Origin of the sequence: Micromonospora auratinigra, assembly GCF_900089595.1 — a bacterium.
In the GTDB taxonomy this organism is placed as follows: domain Bacteria; phylum Actinomycetota; class Actinomycetes; order Mycobacteriales; family Micromonosporaceae; genus Micromonospora; species Micromonospora auratinigra.
On record NZ_LT594323.1, the window covers coordinates 5,940,903 to 5,956,329 of the forward strand.

The window sequence follows — 15,427 nt, forward strand, 5'->3', positions numbered from 1 at the left end:
CAACCCCCGGATCGGCCCGGCCGCGACGGCACGTCGAGCGGAGTGCTGCTGGTGACCGCCGCCGTCGCGGTCACCGCGCTGGCGGCCGCGGTGCTCGGCCTCACCGTCCCCGCGGCCCTGCCGCCCGACGACCCGCTGCCGGCACCCGCCCGCTTCGGGCTGGCGGTCGCCGCCTTCGCCGTCGCCCAGCTCGCCCGGCTGCGCTTCCGGACCGCCTCCGGGATGGTCAGCATCACCTGGGGCGAGGCGGCCCTCATCGTCTGCCTCTACCTCGTCCCGGCCGGCTGGCTGCCGGCGGCGGCGCTGCTCGGCGCGGGTGCCGCGTGGACCGGGATGTCGCTGGTGAGCGACCGTCGGCCGGCCCTGGAACTGGTCCGCATCGCCGGGTCGCTCACCGCCGCCACCGCGCTCGCCGCGGCGGTGGCCGGCGTACTCGGCCGACCCATGCTGGCCGCCCCCACCCCCGAGCTGGCCGTGGCGCTGGCCGCCGGCTCGGTGACCTACCTGCTGACCACCGCCTGGTTGGGCAGCGTCACGCTCGCGCTGCGGCACGGCATCCCGATCGGCCCGCCCCTGCTCGCGGCGCTGCGGGGCAAGCTGCTGATGTTCGTCGGCAACGTGGCGGTCGGCCTGGTGGTGGTGACGCTGCTGGAGATCGACGCCCGCTGGCTGCTGCTCCTGCCGCCACCGCTCTGGTTGCTCCAGCAGACCTACCGGCACCGGCTCCGCGCCGATCAGGAACGGCGCACCTGGCGGGCGTTCGCCGAGGCCACCGCCGCGCTCAACCAGCTCGACGAGCGCGGGGTGGCGACCGCGGCGGTGACCGGCGCCCTCGGGCTCTTCGGCGCCGAACTGGTCGAGGTGGACGTGGCGCGGGGCGACGGCCGGTGGCGGCGCTACCGGGCGGACACCGGTGGTCAGGTCCGCGACCGCGAGGCGCCGCCCCCGGCCGCCGCCGAGTCGGGCGACCAGGAGCTGGTGCGCCTGCTGACCGTGGGCAGCGTCGAGGTGGGACAGCTGCACGTGCACTTCCCCCGGTCCGCCCCGCCCAGCGTCCGGGAGCGTGACGCCGTCGCCGCGTTCGGCGACGCGCTGGCCGCCGCCCTGCACGACGCCGCGACCCACCGTGAGCTGCGGCTGGTCACCGCCCGCTCGTCGTACGAGGCGGTGCACGACCAGCTCACCGGGCTGCTCAACCGGGCCGCCATGCTGGCCCGGGGCGACCAGTCGTTGCGCCAGCTCGCGCACGACCACCCGGTGGCGCTGCTGCTGCTCGACGTCAACCAGTTCAAAGAGGTCAACGACACGCTCGGGCACGCCGCCGGGGACCAGCTGCTGCGGCTGACCGGGAACCGGTTGGCCGCGCTGGTCCGTCCCGGTGACCTGCTCGGCCGGCTCGGCGGCGACGAGTTCGCGCTGCTGCTGACCGCGGTCCCGGTGCTCGACGACCGCACCGCCCCGATCGCGTACGCGCTGCGCCAGGCCCGGGAGATCGCCGAGCGGCTGGCCGCGCCGACCGAGGTGGCCGGGGTGCGGATGTCCGTCGAGGTGGCCGTCGGGGTGGTGGTCGCCGACGCCGGCACCGCCGACATGACCGAGCTGCTGCGCCGGGCCGACATCGCGATGTACCAGGCCAAGGAGGGTGGCGGCAGCGTCGCCGCGTACGACAGTTCCCGGGACGCGGCGAGCACCGACCAGCTGGCGTTGCTGGCGGAGCTGCGGGAGGCGCTGGAGGCCGACGACCAGCTGGTGCTGGCCCTGCAACCGGCGGTGGACCTGGCCACCGGCGCGCCGACCGGGGTGGAGGCGCTGATCCGCTGGCGGCACCCCCGGCGGGGCTGGCTCGGCCCGTCCGACTTCATCCGGCCGGTGGAGCACAGCGAGCAGCTCGGCAGCTTCACCCGGTACGTGCTGGACAAGGCCCTCGCGGTGGCCGCCGGCTGGGCCCGCGACGGGCTCGACGTGCCGATCTCGGTGAACCTGTCGGCCCGCAGCCTGCTCGATCCGCGGCTGCCGGCCGAGATCGGCGACGCGCTGCGCCGGCATCAGGTGCCGCCGCACCGGCTGGTCCTGGAGATCACCGAGACAGTGGTGATGAGCGAGCTGGAGATCATCGACGAGGTGCTCGCCACCCTGCGGTCGATGGGGGTGCAGTTGGCCGTCGACGACTTCGGCACCGGCTTCTCGTCGCTCACCTTCCTCACCCGCATCCCGGTGGACGAGCTGAAGGTCGACCGGTCCTTCGTGATCCGGATGGCCGAGTCGCCGGAGGCGGCGGCGATCGTGCGGACCACCGTCGGGCTCGCCCACGAGCTGGGGCTACGGGTGGTCGCGGAGGGCGTGGAGACGGCCGAGCAGCGCACCGCGCTGGCGGAGTTGGGCTGCACCGCCGCCCAGGGCTACCACTTCTTCAAGCCGATGCCGGCCGACAAGATCGGGGCGGTGCTGGGGTCGCTGCGGGACAACGCCCAGCGCAACGTCTTCCCGCTGCGCGCCGACGGCGCCTCCTGACCTGCCCTGATCCGAATCGGACGGGACAGACGAATCACCATCACCTGCCCTAGTCTCGATCGAGCAGCGCGGATGCCCAACGGGGGTGTCGCACCGCGCTCAGCTCTGTCGAAGGGGCGACATGATCTCCACTCGTAGACGTACTCTCCTCGCCGCCGCGCTCACCGTCGCGGCCACCGCCTGGGGCGCGCTCGCCGCGGTCGGGCCGGCGCATGCCATGGACACCCAGGCCGTCCGGGACGGCTCGCTGACGCTGAGCGGTGACCCGGGGGACCCGATCACCGACGGTGGCACTTACTCGTTCTCCACCGCGGCGGGCAACGCGATGAACGTCACGGCCTTCCACAACTCGATCAATCTTCGATTCTGGGACCCGACGTACAGCTACCAGAGCATCACCTTCGCGCTGCCCACCACCCAGTCCTTTGCGGTCGGGAGCTATCCCGACGCCACCAACCAGACGTACGAGAGTGACCGGCCCGGGCTCTCCCTGCCGAACCTGACCGGCGGGTACTGCGGCACGGCGACCGGCTCGTTCACGATCACCGACCTCGTCTGGGGCCCGCACGACTATCTGGAGAAGTTCGACGCCACCTTCGAGCAGCACTGCACCGGGACGACCGGGTCGGCCCGCGGTGAGGTGCACATCCAGAACCCGCCCCCGCCGCCGGTGCTGACGATCGGCGTCGAGCTGGCCGACTCCGGCACCATCTCGGCGCGCAGTGGGGACGCGGTCGTGCACGGCACGGTGACCTGCTCGCAGCCGGTGACGATCTACCTGGAGGGGGAGTTCACCCAGGGGCCGGCGGGTCGGCAGGCCAGCGGGGTGTACCGGGCGGAGGCGGCATGCACGCCGGGCGGGCCGGTCCCGTGGACGGCGTCCGTCCCGACGTACACCGAGGTGGCCTGGCGGCAGGGTGACGTGAGCGTGCCGGTGCGGGCCTACACCTACGAACCGTTCTACCTCTTCTGGGTCAACGCCGAGGACAGCGGCGTGGTCCGGCTGCGCAAGGGCTGACCGGCGTTCCGGCCGCGCCCCGACCCACGGGGCGCGGCCGGGACCCCGACTCAGCCGCGCGGCAGCACGTCGTCGAGGACGGCCGGCAGGGCCGCCCAGTCCGCGGAGGCGATGCTGGCGTGCGCGCGGGCCAGCTCGGCCACCCGGGCCGCGGCGGCGTCGGCGTCACCGGCCGGCACCGCCGGGGCGACGTTCTGCGCGTCGGTCATCACCAGCAGGTAGTGGTTGGCGTCGTACCAGGCGGTGTCGATGCCGCCGGTGACGTACGCCGAGGCGTCACCGTCGAAGAGCACGAACCAGGGGCGCAGGCTCGCGTCGGCGTACCGGCTGCGGGGGTCGCCGGCCTGGGCCCGGTGCACGGCGGGGAAGGCGCGGGCGGTGCCGAGCGTGCCGGCGGCGGCGAGCCCGGCCAGGTGGCGGGCGTACTCGACGTCGGTCCAGAGGGTGTCGGTCGGGTTGCCCTCCTCGACGGTGCCCGGGATCAGCTCGACGATCACCCGGCCGGCGAGCCGGGCGCGGGTGGGCCAGGCGTCGGCGCGGGCGGCGGCGTCCAGGCTGGCGTACCCGCCGAGCAGTTCGGCCGGGCGGAAGGCGGCCGCGCCCAGGTGGGCCGCGAGCGTCGCGTCGAGCTGGGCCGGCCCCTGGCCGGTACGGCTGCTGAAGCCGGTCTTCAGCTCCAGCTTGAGCACCAGCGGCCCGGCGGTGGGGTGGGCGGCCAGCCAGATCCGGATGTCGTCCAGGCAGTGCTCCAGGTTCTTGTTCCGGGTGCCGGTGTAGAGCTGGCTCGCGTCGGTGGCGGCCACGCAGTTGTTGTCGTTGCCGAGCGGGTTGGAGTGGCTGACCCGCCACTGCCGGGTGAGCACGTCCGGCCAGACGTCCAGCTCGATCAGGCCGGCCCGGGAGTCGAGCGCCTGGGCGAGGTAGGTGTACGTGCCACGCTCGTACGCGTTGTGCACGCCGACGGCGGTGGCCGCCGAGGCCCGGGTCTCCGGCGGGACCGCCGCCGACGCGGGCGGCGGGGCGATGATGGTGGCGGCCAGCACCGTGCCGGCGAGGGCGAGCAGGGCGGGGAGTCTGCGCATGCCGTCTCCTTCGGACGGCCCGCCGACGGTCGTCGACGGGCATGCGCAAGATTCAAATAGATCCGGGTGAATAAAGGAAGCCGTCTGGGTGACCGCGCGGCGGCGTCGGCCCGGGCTGGATATGGTCGTCGGGTGAACCGACTCGCCGATGCCACCTCGCCCTACCTGCTCCAGCACGCGGAGAACCCGGTGGACTGGTGGCCCTGGTGCGACGAGGCGTTCGCGGAGGCGAAACGGCGCGACGTGCCGGTGCTCATCTCGGTCGGCTATGCCGCCTGCCACTGGTGCCACGTGATGGCGCACGAGTCGTTCGAGAACGAGGCCGTGGCCCGGCTGATGAACGACGACTTCGTCTGCGTCAAGGTGGACCGCGAGGAGCGGCCCGACGTGGACGCCGTCTACATGACCGCCACCCAGGCGATGACCGGGCAGGGCGGCTGGCCGATGACCGTCTTCGCCACCCCGGACGGCACCCCGTTCTTCTGCGGCACGTACTTCCCCCGGCCCAACTTCGTCCGGCTGCTCGGCTCGGTCGCCACCGCCTGGCGGGACCAGCGCGAGGCCGTGCTGCGCCAGGGCGCCGCCGTGGTCGAGGCGATCGGCGGCGCCCAGGCCGTCGGCGGGCTCACCGCCCCGCTCACCGCCGACCTGCTCGACGCCGCCGCGGCGCAGCTCGCCCAGGAGTACGACGAGACGAACGGCGGTTTCGGCGGGGCGCCCAAGTTCCCGCCGCACATGAACCTGCTCTTCCTGCTGCGGCACCACCGGCGCACCGGCTCGCCCCGGAGCCTGGAGATCGTCCGGCACACCGCCGAGGCGATGGCCCGCGGCGGCCTGCACGACCAGCTCGCCGGTGGCTTCGCCCGCTACTCGGTGGACGGGCACTGGACCGTGCCGCACTTCGAGAAGATGCTCTACGACAACGCGCTGCTGCTGCGGGTCTACACCCAGCTCTGGCGGCTCACCGGGGACCGGCTGGCCCGCCGGGTGGCCCGGGACACCGCCCGCTTCCTCGCCGACGAGCTGCACCGGCCGGGGGAGGGCTTCGCCTCCGCGCTGGACGCGGACACCGAGGGCGTGGAGGGGCTCACCTACGTCTGGACCCCGGCCCAGCTCGTCGAGGCGCTGGGCGAGGAGGACGGTCGCTTCGCCGCCGACCTGTTCGAGGTGACCGACGACGGCACCTTTGAGCACGGCAGCAGCGTGCTGCGGCTGGCCCGGGACGTGGACGACGCCGACCCGGCGGTCCGGGCCCGCTGGCGGGAGGTGGTCGGCCGGCTGCTCGCCGCCCGCGACACCCGCCCGCAGCCGGCCCGCGACGACAAGGTGGTGGCCGCCTGGAACGGTCTGGCGATCACCGCCCTCGCCGAGTTCCAGCAGGTCGCGGCCCTGTACGCGTCCCGGGACGACGAGGATGCGAACCTGATGGAGGGCGTGGTCATCGTCGCCGACGGCGCGATGCGCGACGCCGCCGAGCACCTGGCGGCCGTGCACCTGGTGGACGGCCGGCTGCGCCGGGTGTCCCGGGACAAGGTGGTCGGCGAGCCGGCCGGCGTGCTGGAGGACTACGGCTGCGTGGCCGAGGCGTACTGCGCGCTGCACCAGCTCACCGGCGAGGGGCGGTGGCTGCGCCTGGCCGGTGAGCTGATCGATGTGGCGCTGGCCCGGTTCGCCGCCCCGGACGGCGGCTTCTACGACACCGCCGACGACGCCGAGCGGCTGGTCACCCGGCCCGCCGACCCCACCGACAACGCCACCCCGTCGGGCCGGTCCGCGATCGTCGCGGCGCTGGTCGCGTACGCGGCGCTGAGCGGGGAGACCCGCTACCGGGAGGCGGCCGAGGCGGCCCTGTCGACCGTCGCGCCGATCGTCGACCGGCACGCCCGGTTCACCGGGTACGCGGCCACCGTCGGCGAGGCCCTGCTCTCCGGGCCGTACGAGATCGCCGTGGTGACCGACGACCCGGAGGGTGACCCGCTCGTCGCGGCGGCCCGTCGGCACGCTCCGCCCGGAGCCGTGCTGGTGGCCGGGCGCAGCGACCAGCCGGGGGTGCCGCTGCTGGCGGACCGGCCGGCGCTGGACGGGCGCTCCACCGCGTACGTCTGCCGGGGTTTCGTCTGCCGACGGCCGGTGACCTCGGTCGACGAGCTGGTCGCCGAGCTGGGCTGAGCCGGCGGATCGCCGCCGTCGAGACGGGTCGGCCCTGCGCAAACCGGGCCGGCCGGCCCGGATAGGCTGGCGGCGCTATGGACTCCCGTACCGGACTCCCCGTCGTGGGCATGGTGGGCGGCGGCCAGCTGGCCCGGATGACCCACCAGGCCGCCATCGCCCTCGGCCAGTCGCTGCGTGTGCTCGCCCTCGCCCCGGACGACGGGGCCGCCCTGGTCGCGGCCGACGTCCAGTACGGCGACCACACCGACCTGGCCGCACTGCGTACCTTCGCCAAGGGCTGCGACGTGGTCACCTTCGACCACGAGCACGTGCCGAGCGAGCACATCCGCGCCCTCGCCGCGGAAGGGGTGAAGCTCTTCCCGCCGGCCGACGCGCTGCTGCACGCCCAGGACAAGCGGGTGATGCGCGAGCGGCTGGGCGCGCTGGGCGCCCCGAACCCGGCCTGGCGGCCGGTGGAGGCCCCCGCCGACCTGGTCGCCTTCGGTGACGAGGCCGGCTGGCCGGTGGTGCTGAAGGCGGCCCGGGGCGGCTACGACGGCCGGGGTGTCTGGATGGTGGACGACGCCGGGCAGGCCGCCGAGCTGGCCGCGACGTTGCTCGCCGGGGGTACCCCGCTGATCGTCGAGGAGCGGGTGGCGCTGCGCCGGGAGTTGGCCGTGCAGGTGGCCCGCTCGCCGTTCGGGCAGGTCGCCGCGTACCCGGTGGTCGAGACGGTGCAGCGGGACGGGATCTGCGTCGAGGTGCTGGCCCCCGCCCCCGACCTGCCGGAGGAGCTGGCGGTCGCCGCCCAGCAGCTCGCCATCGACCTGGCCACCGCGCTCGGCGTGGTCGGCCTGCTGGCGGTGGAGCTGTTCGAGACGCCCGCCGGGCTGGTCGTGAACGAGCTGGCCATGCGGCCGCACAACTCCGGGCACTGGACCATCGAGGGGGCCCGGACCTCGCAGTTCGAGCAGCACCTGCGGGCCGTGCTGGACTACCCGATGGGGGACACCTCGCTGGCCGCGCCGGTCGTGGTGATGGCGAACGTGCTCGGTGGCGAGCCCGGTGGGATCTCCATCGACGAGCGGCTGCACCACCTCTTCGCCGCCGAGCCCGGGGCCAAGGTCCACCTGTACGGCAAGCAGGTGCGGCCCGGCCGCAAGATCGGGCACGTCACGGTGCTCGGCGACGACCTGGACGACGTACGGGCCCGGGCGGCGCGCGCCGCCCGTTGGTTGCAGGAGGGGCACGAGTGAGCACCGTCGGACTGATCATGGGCAGCGACTCGGACTGGCCGACGATGAAGGCCGCCGCCGAGGTGCTGGCCGAGTTCGAGGTCTCCTACGAGGTCGGCGTGGTCTCCGCCCACCGCACCCCGGTCAAGATGATCGAGTACGGCCGGTCCGCCGCCGACCGGGGCCTGAAGGTGATCATCGCGGGCGCCGGTGGGGCCGCCCACCTGCCCGGCATGGTCGCCTCGGTCACCCCGCTGCCGGTGATCGGCGTGCCGGTCCCGCTGAAGCACCTGGACGGCATGGACTCGCTGCTCTCCATCGTGCAGATGCCGGCCGGCATCCCGGTGGCCACGGTCTCCATCGGCAACGCCCGCAACGCCGGCCTGCTCGCGGTGCGCATCCTGGCCGCGAGTGACCCGGCCCTGCGCAAGCGGATGGTCGACTTCCAGGCCGGCCTGGAGGACATGGTCGCCGAGAAGGACGCCGCCCTCCGCGCCTCCCTGACCTGACCTCCACCGGAGCCCCGATCCCTCCCTCGCCCTGACCTCACTGGCACTCTGCCACGATCGGTGATTTTCGTCGGTACGTGACGTTCAGTGATCCGCTGTCGCTCGAGCGCCACCCTCTCCACTGCCTTTGCTCTGCTTCAACCCACGCAACACCGCGCGGAGCTGCGGTTTCGAGAGGGGACGGCCGGCGAGTGGTCGAAGCGGCGGTGACTCATTGTTGCTGTTGCGTGCGTTGAAGCAGAGCAAAGGCGGCGCAGGGATGGTCCTCGCCCGGACCGGCCATCACGATCTGTCACTTCCCGTCACGTGATCCGCCTCCGATTCATCTCATGCCGCGCAGCGCGGTCTGGAGGCGCTCCTGGGCGCGGCGGCGGCGCTCGTTGCTCGCCCCGAGCACCAGCAGGACGAAGCCGACCGGGATCAGCACCAGCCACGGGCCGAGGCTGAACAGCGCGTGCACGGCGGCCACCGCCGTCACCGTGGCACCCACGATCACCGGGGCCTGCTGTCGGGTCATCGAGCCGAAGATCAGCACTGCCACCGCGCTGAGCAGCAGCAGGACCTGACGCAGCATGCTGGAGTCGGTGGCCAGCACGATCGCCAGCGTCGGCACGAACGCGGCCACCAGGGCCGGCCCGTACGCCACCCAGCTCGACAGGTCCGGCCGGTGCCGCAGCTCCAGCACGCCGACCAGCAGGGCCAGCGCCGCGAACGGCAGGGTGTACGCCTCGGGCAGCGCCACGTCGGCCGTCCGCATCAGGATCCACCAGGCGGTGATCTCGCAGGCCACCACGGCCCAGAACAGGATCCGCCGCTCCACCGGCCGCCGGCCGGGCCGGCTGGCCGCCACCCCGAGCACCGCGCCCCAGGCGGCCAGCAGCGCGGCGATGTGCCGGGGCGAGTCGTACGCCAGGGCCAGCGCGATGAGCGCCGCCGCGTATCCGCTCCACTCGACGGTGGCCGCCTCCCGGTACGCCTCGGGCTGCCGCAGCCGGGGCAGGGTGGCGGCGAAGACCTGGAGCGCCGCCCCGACCGCCAGCACGCCGAACGCCGACCAGACCGGGGCCAGCCCGGCGACCAGCCCCAGCGTGAGCACGAACAGCTCGGCCATCAGCGAGGCGAACAGCCAGCCCAGGATGCGGGCCCGCTGGGTGGTGCCGAAGAGCGCGGCGACCACCCCCACCCCCACCGCTCCGCCCAGGGTGACCAGGGTCAGCTGGCGGGTGGCGAGGCTGCCGGCGAGGCCCGCCCCACCGGCGGCCAACCCGATCACGAACACCAGCACCCGGGCGACCCGCAGCGAGCGGGCCGGCTCGGCCAGCGCCGGCGGCGGGGTGAGCGCCAGGCCCAGCATGGCGAGGGTGAAGACGGCCAGCCCCGCCAGGCAGCTCTCCGGCCAGCCGTGCCCGAGCGCGATCGGCGTGATCAGCAGGGTGACCGCCACGCCGGGCAGCACCACCGGCACCGCCCGGGACCGGCGCCCGTCGCTGAACCCGGTCGCGGCGAGCGCCGCCGCCATGGTCAGCAGCGCCGCGGTCAGCACGTGGGTGGCGTCGATCGCCTCGGCAGGCGGAGTGAGCAGCTCCGGCGGCGGGCCCTGCCAGACCCGGGGCAGCACCCGGAACGGCTCGACCAGCGCCACCAGCAGCGGTGGGGCCAGGGTGACCAGGGCGAGCACGGTCGGCAGCGCGGCGGCGGCGAGCGCCCCGGCGGCCGGGCTGACCCGCCAGCGCAGCTGCCCGTCGTCGGGCAGCCGGCGCAGCGCCCCGTCCAGCAGCACCGACCAGCGGCGTACCGGCTGGGCGGAACCGGCGGGCGGGACGGTGGCTGCCCGGACCAGTTCGGCGAGCACCCCGAGCAGCGCCGCTGCGGCGGCGTACACCCCGGAGGGCAGGTCGGTGACCACGGCGGCGATCGCGCTGACCGTGGCCCCGCCCGCCACGGCGACGCTGGCGTACGGCAGGTACTGCGGGACCTGCTGGCGCAGCGCCGCCACCGCGGCGAGGCCGAGGCTGGACGCGGCCAGCGCGGCGGTGAGCACCACCTGCGCCGAGTGCCCGAACTCGGCGGCCAGGGCGGCCACCGCGCCCGGCAGCGCGAGCAGCGCGGCACCGACCGCCGCCCCACCCACCTGCACCAGGTGCGCCGGCAGCCCCTCGCTGCGGACGTCCTCGACCAGCGTCGGTGCGAGCGATCGGGCCAGTGCCGCCACCACGATGCCGATCAGGGCGATGCTGCCCAGCGCCAGTGCGGTGGTCCACGGCCGGACCAGCCCGGCCCCGGCGGCGTGCAGCGCCACCACGCCGGCCACGGTGGCCCGGGACAGCGCGGCGCGCGGGTCGGCCGACGCCACCGCCACCATCCCGAAGACCGTGGCCGCCATCGCGCCCACCAGCACCGGCGACCACCAGGGCAGGTCGAACGCGGCCGGGGCGCCGATCGTGGCGAGCACGGCGGCGACGCCGGAGACGTCGTACCGCCACGGTGCCGGCAGCAGGATGCCGGCGGCCACCGCGAGCAGCGCCAGCGCGACGGGTGCCTGCCAGGTGGCGCCGCCGGTCGGGGCGGCCGGCCAGCCGGTCAGGTCGCCCGCCCAGATCGGCCCGGGAGTGGCCAGCACGCCGAGCCCGCCGCGCAGCGCGCTCCATCCGGCGATCAGGCCGATCAGGGTGGCGCCGACCGCCATGCCGAGCACCGGACCGCGTCGCCACTCCTCGGGCATCGCGCGGGCGGCGACGGCGACCACCAGCACCAGAGCGGCCGCCACCACCAGCTGGCCGCCGGGGGCGAGCACGGCCGCGATCCGGGCCAGGGTGGCGATCAACGCCACCGTGGTGGCCGCCAGGGCCAGGTCGGAGCCGTCCAGCGCGGCGTCGGAGCGGCGGCCGGCGTCGACCCGGGGGGCGAGCGCGAGCAGCGCGGCGGCGAGCAGCAGCAGGCCGCCGACCCAGGCGTCGGCGGAGGTGGCACCGGGTGCCCCGAAGCCGGCGGCGGCGACCGCCACCGCGCCCAGCATGGTGCCGACCGCGTGCGGCGCGCTCAGGTGTCGCTGCGCGACCTGCACCACGGCGGCGTAACCGAGCGTGACGCAGGCGGCCAGGAAGCTCGCGGCCAGGATCGGCACGGTGAGTTCGCGCAGGTTGGCCGGGGTGAGCACCGGGGCGGTGGGTTCGGTGGTGGCGACGAACGCCGCCACCGCCCCGGGCAGCGCGAAGGCCGCGCCGCCCGCCGCCCAGGCGGAGACCGGGTCGGTGGTGGTGCTGGCGATCCGGACCCGGGGGGCCAGCGAGACCAGCGCGCCGGCCAGGAAGAGCAGGGTGAGCGCGGCGGCGGTCAGCGCCGGCCGGGCGAGCGCCGCGCCGGCCCCCACCAGGCCGAGCCCGGCGGCGGCCACCGCGTGCACCAGCGCCGCCCGCCGGGTGCCGGCGGAGAGTCCCAGCACGCCGATGCCCACCGCGGTCAGCAGTACGGGCCAGCAGGCGGCGGCCCAGCCCAGCCCGAGCGAGGCCGGCACGGCGAGCGCGGTCAGGGCCGCCCCGACCACGGCGAACTCGCGGCGGATCTCCGGCGGCAGGGCGATCACCGCCGCGATGGTGAGCAGCAGGGCGCTCGCGGCGAGCTGCCAGCCGGTCGGCCCGACCGCCGCCGCCAGTTCGGCGTGCCACCGGTCCAGCTCCGCCGACCAGGCGGGCAGCGACGCGCGGACCGGAGCCAGCCCGGCGCGGAGCGCGCCACCGGCCACCACCAGCCCGCTGACCGTCAACGCGACCGCCGAGGCGAGCTGCGGACCGCGTCGGGCCGCCTCCGGTACGGCCCGGACGGCGAACCCGGTCAGCGCGATCACCGCGGCGATCAGCAGCAGCGACCGGCCGGGGAAGGCGAGCGAGGCGACCCGGCCCAGGGCGCCGATCACGGCCAGCGTCACGATCCCGGCGCCCAGGTCGGGCAGCGGTGGCCGACGCAGCACCAACGTCCCGGCCAGTCCCACCAGCGCGCCGAGCAGCAGCACGGCCCCGGCCGCGGCGGCGGCGGACACGGTGTCGGCGCGCAGCAGCGCGGTGACCGCGTACGCCAACGCGACGGCGACCGCGACGCCGTGCAGCAGCCAGGTGAGTTCCCGCAGCCACGGCACCGGGCGGGCCGGCGGGCCGGGGTCCGCGCCGTCGACCGGCTCCGCGCCGAGCACCTCGGCCGACTCCTCCGGGTCCGCCTCGGGTCGCTCGTCGGCGCCGCGCTGCCGGGGCGGGGCGGGCGTCCCGCCCGGAGTGGGCAGGTCCCGGCGGACCGGTCGCTCGACGACCACCGCCGAGCGGGCCAGTGCCAGATCGACCACGGCGACCACGGTCAGCACCAGCGCCCAGCCGGCCGGTCCGGTGATCCGCTCGTACGCCAGCAGCGGCAGCACCGGCTGGGCGGCCAGGACGGTGGCGAAGCGGGGGGCACGCAGCCCGGTCCCGTACGCGTAGCCGACCGAGACCACGGCGGTGACCAGGAAGATCGACCCGGCGAAGGCCGGCCCGGAGCCGGGGCCGCCGATCCGGTCCACGGCCCAGAGCGCGTACCCGGCCAGCGGCAGCAGCAGCAGGCCGACCGCGGCGATCGTCTCGGCGGTCGAGGTGAGCCCGCGGCGGGCCAGCACCGGCGGGGCGAGCAGCATCAGCACCGTCGCGACCAGCAGCACCCCGAGCCGGGCCAGCGCGTCCATCGAGCTGGTGGCGACCGCGGCGAAGACCACCGCGGCGACGCCGAGCAGCAGCGCGCCGAGCCCGAGCGGGATGTTCTGCACCTCCCGGGAGGAGGCCTCCGGCGGGTGCTCCGGGTCGTCCACGTCCAGCCACTGCGGCCGGGTGGGCGGCGGCGGTGGTGGTTCGGCCGGGCCGGGCGGCGGGGTGCCCTGGCGGGGGACCCGGGGCGGCGCGCCGGTGGCGGCCGTCGGCGGGCGTCGGCCGGGGCGGCGGCGCAGCACCCGGCGCGGCCGGCTGGCCTGCTTGACCCGCTCCTCGCCGGCGTGCGCGAGGATGTCCCGCTGGAAGAGGGCGGCCTGCATCTTGGAGGCGATCTGCCGCTGCTCGGCGGCGATGGCCGCCTCGCGGGCCTTCATCTCGGCGATGGAACGCTCGATGTCGGCCAGGTGCTCGGCCCACTGTGGCTGGTCGGCGCCGCAGTGCGGGCAGATCACGGCCGGCTTGATCTCCCGACCGCACGAGGCGCACCTGAAGGTCTGCACGACGTCCCTCCGTCCGGGCGGCCCGTGGTACGAACCCCCACTGTCGCAGCATGCCTTGCCGGGGCGGGGATTTCGACAGTTGCCGGCGCGTTCCGGACAACAAAAAGGACCGGCCGTGGCGTGCCACGACCGGTCCCGGGCCGACGGGTCAGGGGCGGCCCATGCCGCGGTACTCCCAACCCGCCTGGGTCCACAGTGTCGAGTCCAGGCAGTTGCGGCCGTCGACCACCCGGCGGCCGTTGACCAGCTCGCCGAGGGCGACCGGGTCGGCGTTGCGGAACTCGGCCCACTCGGTGAGCACGCAGACCAGGTCGGCGTCGCGGACCGCGTCGGTCATGGTCGTCTCGTACGTCAGCTCCGGCACCGCCCGGCGGGCGTTCTCCATCCCCTGCGGGTCGAAGACGTGCACCTCGGCGCCGGCCTTGCCGAGCAGCGCGGCGACGGCGAGCGCCGGGGCGTCGCGGACGTCGTCGGTGTTGGGCTTGAAGGTGGCGCCGAGCACCGCGACCCGGGTGCCGGAGAGATCCGGGCCGGCCGGGCCGGAGCGGCGGCCGAGCAGGTCGGCGGCGAGCTGCACCACCCGGGTCCGCCGCCGCAGGTTGATCAGGTCGACCTCGTGCAGGAAGCGCAGCGCCTCACCGGCGCCCAGCTCCTGCGCGCGGGCCTGGAAGGCCCGGATGTCCTTGGGCAGGCAGGCGCCGCCGAAGCCGAGGCCGGCCTGGAGGAACCGGTTGCCGATGCGGGGGTCGTACCCGATGGAGCGGGCCAGCTGGGTGACGTCGCCGCCGGCGGCCTCGCAGACCTCGGCCATCGCGTTGATGAAGGAGATCTTGGTGGCGAGGAAGGCGTTCGCGGCGACCTTGACCAGTTCGGCGGTGGCGAAGTCGGTGACCACCAGGGGCACTTCGCGGTCCTCGGTGGCGGCCAGGTCGAAGACGCCCTTGTGGGCGGCGTAGAGCATGCCGTTGGCCCACTCGCTCTTGACGCCGACCACGATCCGGTTGGGCCGCAGCACGTCGTCGACGGCGAAGCCCTCCTGGAGGAACTCGGGGCTCCACGCCACCTCGACGCCCAGGTCGGCCGGGGTGTGCTTGCCGACCAGCTGCTCCACCCACTCGGCGGTGCCGACCGGGACGGTGGACTTGCCGACGATCAGCGACTTGCGGCTCAGGTGCTGGGCCAGGCTGGTCACCGACGCCTCGACGTACGACAGGTCGGCGCCCATCCCGTCGGCCCGCTGGGGGGTGCCGACGCAGATGAAGTGCACGTCACCGAAGTCGGCGGTCTCCTGGATGTCGGTGCTGAAGCGCAGCCGGCCGGCGGCCAGGTTGCGCCGCAGCAGCTCGTCCAGGCCGGGCTCGTGGATCGGCACCTCGCCCGCGTTCAGCTTGGCGATCTTGTCGGCGTCCACGTCGAAGCCGAGCACCTCGTAGCCCAGTTCGGCATAGCAGATGGCGTACGTCGCACCGAGGTATCCGGTGCCCAGGAAGGTCACCCGGGGACGGGCGGCACCCGACGGCGGGGTCACCGCCGCGATGGCCGGTACCGGCTGGCTGTTCGGGTACGGGATCGTCACGCCTGTCTCTCCGCTCGCACTGGCGGCGCTTCGTTGCGTCGCAATCGGCTGGGCGCCATCGCCGGGCACCGAGGGGACCTTGTCGTCTACGTGTGAGGGTAGTTGTGCCGTTTCGGCG

General features: G+C 75.0%; 8 protein-coding genes. 5 read left to right on the forward strand and 3 right to left on the reverse strand.

Going from position 1 to position 15,427, the window contains the following annotated elements:
- Positions 1–42: 42 nt before the first annotated feature.
- Together GA0070611_RS27135 and GA0070611_RS27140 are read left to right on the forward strand one after the other, a co-directional pair.
- Positions 43–2,511, forward strand: a complete 2,469-nt coding sequence (locus GA0070611_RS27135) for a putative bifunctional diguanylate cyclase/phosphodiesterase (RefSeq protein WP_231921570.1) — start codon at positions 43–45, stop codon at positions 2,509–2,511.
- A gap of 121 nt (positions 2,512–2,632) precedes the next feature.
- Positions 2,633–3,529, forward strand: a complete 897-nt coding sequence (locus GA0070611_RS27140) for a hypothetical protein (protein WP_157740398.1) — start codon at positions 2,633–2,635, stop codon at positions 3,527–3,529.
- A 50-nt stretch (positions 3,530–3,579) separates the two neighbouring features.
- Here GA0070611_RS27140 and GA0070611_RS27145 read toward each other — a convergent pair whose 3' ends face one another.
- On the reverse strand, positions 3,580–4,611 hold the full coding sequence (locus tag GA0070611_RS27145; RefSeq protein WP_091670497.1) for a phosphatidylinositol-specific phospholipase C domain-containing protein: 1,032 nt from the start codon (positions 4,609–4,611) through the stop codon (positions 3,580–3,582).
- Positions 4,612–4,743: 132 nt separating this feature from the next.
- Here GA0070611_RS27145 and GA0070611_RS27150 point away from each other — a divergent pair, with 132 nt between their 5' ends.
- The 3 genes from GA0070611_RS27150 to purE all read left to right on the forward strand — a co-directional run bounded on the left by GA0070611_RS27150 (position 4,744) and on the right by purE (position 8,506).
- A complete protein-coding gene (locus tag GA0070611_RS27150) occupies positions 4,744–6,780 on the forward strand; it encodes a thioredoxin domain-containing protein (protein WP_091670502.1) in 2,037 nt (678 codons plus the stop codon).
- Positions 6,781–6,857: 77 nt separating this feature from the next.
- On the forward strand, positions 6,858–8,018 hold the full coding sequence (locus GA0070611_RS27155) for a 5-(carboxyamino)imidazole ribonucleotide synthase (protein ID WP_091670505.1): 1,161 nt from the start codon (positions 6,858–6,860) through the stop codon (positions 8,016–8,018).
- Positions 8,015–8,506 (forward strand): 5-(carboxyamino)imidazole ribonucleotide mutase, encoded by a 492-nt coding sequence (purE, locus tag GA0070611_RS27160; protein WP_091670508.1) that lies wholly within the window; start codon positions 8,015–8,017, stop codon positions 8,504–8,506. Before GA0070611_RS27155 ends, purE begins: the two co-directional genes overlap by 4 nt.
- A gap of 322 nt (positions 8,507–8,828) precedes the next feature.
- Here purE and GA0070611_RS27165 read toward each other — a convergent pair whose 3' ends face one another.
- On the reverse strand, positions 8,829–13,733 hold the full coding sequence (locus GA0070611_RS27165; protein ID WP_091670513.1) for an SCO7613 C-terminal domain-containing membrane protein: 4,905 nt from the start codon (positions 13,731–13,733) through the stop codon (positions 8,829–8,831).
- A gap of 148 nt (positions 13,734–13,881) precedes the next feature.
- A complete protein-coding gene (locus tag GA0070611_RS27170) occupies positions 13,882–15,309 on the reverse strand; it encodes a UDP-glucose dehydrogenase family protein (RefSeq protein WP_091670517.1) in 1,428 nt (475 codons plus the stop codon).
- Positions 15,310–15,427: the final 118 nt, after the last annotated feature.